Here is a 5,972-nt window from a genome sequence, read left to right as displayed (position 1 = left end):
GGGTAGGGCCCCGCGGGCCCCTACCCTCCCCACCACATCCGACAGGGCGTCACCGAGCCCCTGGGCACCATCACCACGCGCGCCGCCCTGCCGCAGCTCGCGGGGCAGCTGGTGCCCGGACCGCCCATCGCCTCGCCGGCCGACTTCTGCGCGGCCATGGCCGAGGTGCCCAGGCTCATCCCCCTGCCCGTCACCCAGGCCGAGTCGGCCCCGCCCGTGCCCGGGACCTCCCGGCGCACCGGCGAGTTCGACAGCACCGGCCCGCGCCGAAGCCCACGGGGTACCCGCGGCGGGGCCGCGGGCGCACGGGACGACCAGGAGGCCCGCCACGGTTCCGTCGGACGGACGAGCTCCGCCTCGCGGGGCGGCGCCTCCGTCCGGGGCGGCTCCGAGGTGCGTGAACGGCAGGGCCCCTCCCGGATGGAGCAGCGGACCGCGCGCACGGAGCCCTCGCTCCGCAAGATCCTGGTCGGCGTGGCGGCCCTGGTGCTGTTCGCCGGTGTGGTCGTCGGCGCCTGGACGGTCGGGACGATGTTCAGCGCGGGCGGAGGCGAGGAGGCCCCGCCCGAGGGCGGCGGCGGCCAGGCCTCGGACGGCGGCGGGGAGGTGGAGCTGAGCCCGCTGGAGATCCAGGGGTCACGCGGCCTCAACCCGCACGGCAACACCGACGAGCACTCGGACAAGGCGGGCCGCGCCCACGACGGGGACACCGCCACCGAGTGGAACACCCAGGGCTACAGGGACCCGCTCAGCGACATCAAGCCCGGCGTCGGACTCCAGCTCGACCTCGGCGCCGTCCACGAGGTCCACGAGGTGGACCTCAACCTCGGCGGCAGCGGCTACGAGTTCCAGATCCTGGCCGGCGAGAGCGACTCGGACAGCGAGACCGGTTACGAGGTCGTCGGATCGGGCACGGGCGGCTCCCAGGTCGTCACCCTCGACGAACCGGTCGAGGCCCGCTACGTCGTGGTCTGGTTCACCGAGCTGGCCGGGTCCGGCGAGTGGAGGGGCACGGTCTACGAGGCCGAGGTACGAGGGGTCGAGTAGCGGAGTACGTGATCGGGTACTGATGGACGCGGTCCAGGAGCTTCCTGACCGGGAGCTGTTGACGAGGCACGCTCAGGGCGACGACCAGGCCTTCGCGGTCCTGGTGCGTCGGCACCGCGAGCGCCTTTGGGCTGTCGCCGTGCGCATGATGGGCGACCGCGAGGAGGCCTCCGACGCCCTCCAGGACGCGTTCCTGTCCGCGTTCCGCGCCGCCGACCGCTTCCGCGGTGAGGCGCAGGTGAGCACGTGGCTGCACCGGATCGTGGTGAACGCCTGCCACGACCGGCTGCGCCGCCGCAAGGTGCGCCCGGCCACCCCGACCGAGGACGAGACCCTGGACGTCATGTCCAACGAGCGTCTCGGCCGCTCGGGAGGGGGGCCGGACCACGCCTCGCAGACCGAGACGCGCCTGGACGTCAACGCCGCGCTGGACCTGCTCCCGCTGGACCAGCGCATGGCGCTGACCCTCGTGGACATGCTCGGCTACCGGGTGGAGGAGGCCGCGCAGATCCTCGACGTGGCGTCGGGGACGGTCAAGAGCAGGTGTGCGCGAGGTCGCGCCAGACTTCTCCCGTCGCTGGCCCATCTGAGGAACCCTCGACAGGCCGGAGACGTCACAACTGGGAGAGGAGGTGCCAACCCATCGTGACGTCCCATCCAGACGTGGAGGCACTCGCCTTCTTCGCCGAGGAGCTCCTGGAGCCCGACGAGGAACGCACCGTCGCAGCCCACATAGACACCTGCGCGACCTGCGCGACGACCCTGGGAGAGCTCACCGGGGTGTCCGAGGCGCTGGCCGCCGCACCGGTTCCCGCCCTGCCCCGGGACGTGGCCGACCTCCTCGACCAGCGCGTCGCGGAGGCGGCGCGCGAGCGCGCGGCGGGCGCGGTCGGTACGGAGGACGCCGCGCCGCCGCAGACCGGGGGCGCCCCGGTACCCGGCGGCGCCACGGTGACCCCTCTCCCACGCCGGCCCCGGAGCGGGCGGAGCCTGAGCAGGGCCCGGCTGATGATGCTGGCCGCCACCGCGGCGGTCGTCGTGGGGGGCGGCGGCGCGGCCCTGTTCAACGGCGTGCTCACCCCGGGCGGTCAGGGCGGGGAGACCGGTGTCGCGGCCCCGCTGGCGGAGAACGGCCAGGAGAACGCCCCGGACACGGCGCAGTCCTACACGCCTCAGGTGGTGCGGAGCGGGACCGTCTACACCGAGGCGGCCCTGGCCGAGCAGGCCGCCCGGACGCTCGACCTGTCCCCCGTGGGCGGGACCGGTGCCGCAGGCGGAGGCGAACCCGGAGGGGGCGTGGAGACCGCCCCCCTGGCCGTCCAGGCGGCTCCCCCCGGCGTGCAGGAGTGCGTGGTGCTCCTCGGTGAGGAGTTCGGCGGGCACTTCACCCTGGTCGACGACGCCCGCTACGGCGACGGGGAGTCCCCCGCGTGGGTGCTGTTCTCCCCCCGGGGCGAGCGGTTCGAGGTGTACGTGGTCGACCCGGCCTGTGCCCAGGGCGGCGACCCCGGCCAGAGCGTCCTCGCCCAGGAGACCGTCCGGGCACCCTGACCGCTCCGGGCCCGTGTCCGCCCGACGCCGTGTCCCTTTGACGCCGTGTCGACATGTCGCCGGGACGGGGCCGGAGCCGCCTGCGGGCGTACGCTCACCGGCCCGGGCGGACCAGGCCCGTCTCGTAGGCGACCACCACCAGGCCGACCCGGTCGCGGACTCCGAGCTTGGCCAGGAGGCGCCCCACGTGGGTGCGCGCGGTCGCCGGGCTCAGGTGGAGCGCGGCGCCGATCTCCTGGTTCGACATACCGCGTCCGACCAGCGCGAGCACGTCGCGCTCCCGGCCGGTGAGCACGTCCAGCCGGGAGGCGCTACCGGGGGCGACCGCGGTGTCGGCGAGGCGCTCGATCACCCTGCGGGTGACCCCCGGCGAGAGCAGGGCGTCCCCCGCCGCCACGGTGCGGACCGCGTCCCGCAACTGCCGCGGACCAGCGTCCTTGAGCAGGAAGCCGGAGGCGCCCAGCCGCAGCGCGGTGAACACGTTGTCGTCCTCGCCGAACGTGGTGAGCACGACCACCCGGACCCCGTGGTCCGTCGACGTGTCGACATGTGCGTTTGTGGACCTCCCGGGCGCTGGGCCGCCGCGGCGTCCCAGCTCGCGGAGCACCGCCAGGCCGTCCATCACGGGCATCTGGAGGTCGAGCAGGACCACGTCGGGGCGGTGGCGGTCGATGTCCACGAGCGCCTCGCGGCCGTTCTGGGACTCGGCCACCACCTCGATCCCCTCGTCGCGCTCCAGCAGCGCGCGCACCCCGGTGCGGACGAGGGGTTGGTCGTCCACGAGCAGGACCCGGATCACCGGTCGTCCCCGAGCGGCAGCAGCGCACGCACCCCGAACCCGCCGCCGGGCCGGGGCGCGGCCTCCACCGATCCGCCGACCAGGCGCACCCGTTCGCGCATCCCAGCCAGCCCGCTGCCCCCGGGGGACGCGACCGGCACGGCCGTCCCCTCGTCGGTCACCGTCACGCCGAGCATCCCGTCCCTCCTGGAGAAGGCCACCCGCGCCCGGGGGGCGCGCGCGTGGCGCAGCGTGTTCGTCAGCGCCTCCTGGACGATCCGGTAGGCGGTCGCGTCCACCATCCCGGGCACCTCGCCGGGAGCGGGCACCCCGGTCACCTCCACGTCCACCCCGGCCGCGCGCACCGTCGCCACGAGTTCGTCCAGGTGCGCGAGGGAGGAGACCCGGTCGCCGCCGGGGTCGGCCTCGCGCAGCGCGCGCACGGTGGCCCGCAGCTCGCTCAGACCCGCCCGCGAGGCCCTGGCCACGTGGTCCAGCTCGGCTCGCGCGACGGGCACGTCCGCCGGGTCGTCGTCCAGGGCCTCCGCGGCCACCGCCGCGTGCAGGGACACCACGGAGAGGTGGTGCCCCACGGCGTCGTGCAGGTCGCGGGCGATACGGGTGCGTTCGAGCGCCTGGCGCTCGGCCGCCTCGGACTCGCGCGCCTGCCGGTCGAGGACCTCGATCCGCACGCGCTGGTGCTCGGCCCGGCGCCGCTGCCACTGCACGTGGCCCAGGGCCGTGGCCGCGCCCATGACGGCCACCGTGGTGGGCAGCTCGTACCCCAGGAGGTAGGCGGGGTCCTGCCCCTGCTGCAACCGGGTGAACGTGGAGACCAGGACCAGCGCGGCGGCCAGGCCCACCGACCACAGGGTGCGTCCCGCCTCCGCGGCCGAGTACAGCGCTGCGGCCACCGGGACGGCCAGGCCGATGACGGGCAGCTGGAGCACGTAGTTGGCGACGACCAGGACCGAGGTGGCGACCAGGACCGCGACCGGTCGGCGGCGCCGGACCAGCATGAGCGCGCCGAGGACCCCGGCCACCCCGTACCCGAGCGGCAGGTTCCCCGTGTCGCTGACGTCGGAGGCGACCGCGATCGCCACCACGGCGAAGACGGCGAACCCGAAGAGCGCGTCGACCACGACGCCCCGGCGGTCACTGGGCATGCGGCGATTCTACGGACCCGGCCCCGTGGCGGCACGGGACCGGTTGTCCTCGTCGCCGTCCTCCGGGTGGCCGCCGTCCTGGCCCTGAACGCCCCGTGGGGGCTCGCGGCGGGCGCGGTCGCCCTGGGGGTGCGGTCGGCCCTGGACGGCCGCCAGCGGCGCCCCTGAGGGCTCCCGACCGCCCTCGGGGACGCGCGTTCTCCCGGGGCCGTCCCGCGCCTCCCGGCCGTTCCCCCGCTCCCGGTGTCCCCGCCCGCCGCGCGGGCGCCGGCCGGCCGCCGACGGGCTCTCCCGGGGAGGGGCCCGAAGGGTGCGCGGCACCGCCTCCTACACATACCCCACCCCCGTAACCTGGGGCGATGTCCCGAAGGGAATGCCCTGCGCCTACCATCGGTTGTGCTAACCAACTTCCCCTGAGGTCACACGGCGTGGCCAGGGCAGCGACTGTGTGAAGGGCCAACGAGCGTGAGTGACGTCCGCAATGTCATCATCATCGGTTCCGGACCGGCGGGGTACACCGCCGCCGTGTACGCCGCCCGTGCCGAGCTGCGACCCCTGGTGTTCGAGGGTTCCATCACCGCCGGCGGCGCGCTGATGAACACCACCGAGGTCGAGAACTTCCCCGGTTTCCCCGACGGTGTCATGGGCCCCGACCTCATGGACCACATGCGCAAGCAGGCGGAGCGGTTCGGCGCCGAGCTGGTGCCGGAGGACGTCACCGAGGTCGACCTCACCAAGCCGGTCAAGGAGGTCGTCGCGGGCGGTGAGACCTTCCTCGCGCACACGGTCATCCTCGCCACCGGCTCCGGCTACCGCGAGCTGGGCGTCCCCGGCGAGAAGGAGCTGTCCGGGCGCGGCACCTCCTGGTGCGCCACCTGCGACGGCTTCTTCTTCCGCGACCAGGACATCGCGGTGGTCGGCGGCGGCGACACCGCCATGGAGGAGGCCCTGTTCCTCACCCGGTTCGCGAGGTCGGTGACCGTCATCCACCGCCGCGACCAGCTGCGCGCCAGCCGCATCATGGCCGAGCGCGCGCACGCCAACGACAAGATCACCTTCCTCTGGAACTCGGCGGTCACCGAGGTCCTGGGCGAGGAGCGCGTCTCCGGCCTCAAGGTGCTCGACACCCAGACCGGCGAGACCAGCACCCTGGACGTGACCGGCCTGTTCGTCGCGATCGGCCACGACCCGCGCGTGGACCTGTTCGACAAGCAGATCGAGCTGGACGAAGAGGGCTACGTCAAGGTGGACTTCCCGTCCACGCGGACCAACCTGGAGGGCGTCTTCGCCGCGGGCGACGTCGTCGACCACCAGTACCGGCAGGCGATCACCGCCGCGGGAACCGGCTGCTCCGCCGCCCTGGACGCCGAGCGCTACCTCGCCGCGCGCGGCAACTAGAGGCGGCTGGCCCCAGGGCCCGACCCCGGGGC

Annotated in this window: 6 protein-coding genes; 4 read left to right on the top strand and 2 right to left on the bottom strand. The window is 74.5% G+C overall.

From position 1 onward, the window contains the following. Positions 1 to 111: 111 nt before the first annotated feature. Genes DQW06_RS29830 through DQW06_RS22830 form a run of 3 tightly spaced genes read left to right on the top strand, consistent with a single transcriptional unit; the run spans position 112 to position 2,598 of the window. The gene (locus tag DQW06_RS29830; protein WP_304598543.1) at positions 112 to 1,047 is read left to right on the top strand and encodes a discoidin domain-containing protein; all 936 of its coding nucleotides are present in this window, start codon (positions 112 to 114) and stop codon (positions 1,045 to 1,047) included. A gap of 22 nt (positions 1,048 to 1,069) precedes the next feature. Further along, positions 1,070 to 1,696 (top strand): RNA polymerase sigma factor SigM, encoded by a 627-nt coding sequence (sigM, locus tag DQW06_RS22835; RefSeq protein WP_013155845.1) that lies wholly within the window; start codon positions 1,070 to 1,072, stop codon positions 1,694 to 1,696. Continuing rightward, the gene (locus DQW06_RS22830; protein ID WP_232833128.1) at positions 1,693 to 2,598 is read left to right on the top strand and encodes a hypothetical protein; all 906 of its coding nucleotides are present in this window, start codon (positions 1,693 to 1,695) and stop codon (positions 2,596 to 2,598) included. The genes sigM and DQW06_RS22830 overlap by 4 nt, the downstream gene beginning before the upstream one ends. A gap of 94 nt (positions 2,599 to 2,692) precedes the next feature. On the opposite strand, the gene DQW06_RS22825 is transcribed toward DQW06_RS22830, so the two are convergent. Both DQW06_RS22825 and DQW06_RS22820 read right to left on the bottom strand, forming a co-directional pair. Further along, entirely contained in the window at positions 2,693 to 3,397 is a 705-nt protein-coding gene (locus DQW06_RS22825; protein WP_013155847.1) for a response regulator transcription factor, read from the bottom strand. Next, positions 3,394 to 4,542 carry a sensor histidine kinase gene (locus DQW06_RS22820; RefSeq protein ID WP_117199281.1) on the bottom strand — a complete coding sequence of 383 codons (1,149 nt, stop codon included), beginning with the start codon at positions 4,540 to 4,542 and terminating at the stop codon, positions 3,394 to 3,396. The genes DQW06_RS22825 and DQW06_RS22820 overlap by 4 nt, the downstream gene beginning before the upstream one ends. Before the next feature lie 465 nt (positions 4,543 to 5,007). On the opposite strand from DQW06_RS22820, the gene trxB reads away from it, so the two are divergent. Further along, a complete protein-coding gene (trxB, locus tag DQW06_RS22815; protein WP_013155849.1) occupies positions 5,008 to 5,940 on the top strand; it encodes a thioredoxin-disulfide reductase in 933 nt (310 codons plus the stop codon). Positions 5,941 to 5,972: the final 32 nt, after the last annotated feature.

The organism is Nocardiopsis sp. TNDT3, from assembly GCF_003427465.1.
GTDB lineage: Bacteria > Actinomycetota > Actinomycetes > Streptosporangiales > Streptosporangiaceae > Nocardiopsis > Nocardiopsis dassonvillei.
Note: the sequence above shows the minus strand (reverse complement) of the source record. Positions and strands in the feature narration are given on the sequence as shown.

What these genes read in the sequence shown, in the direction of transcription:
- sigM (WP_013155845.1), top strand. Translation starts at nt 1,070, where the DNA reads ATGGACGCGGTCCAGGAGCTTCCTGACCGGGAGCTGTTGACGAGGCAC.
- DQW06_RS22820 (WP_117199281.1), bottom strand. Translation starts at nt 4,542, where the DNA reads ATGCCCAGTGACCGCCGGGGCGTCGTGGTCGACGCGCTCTTCGGGTTC.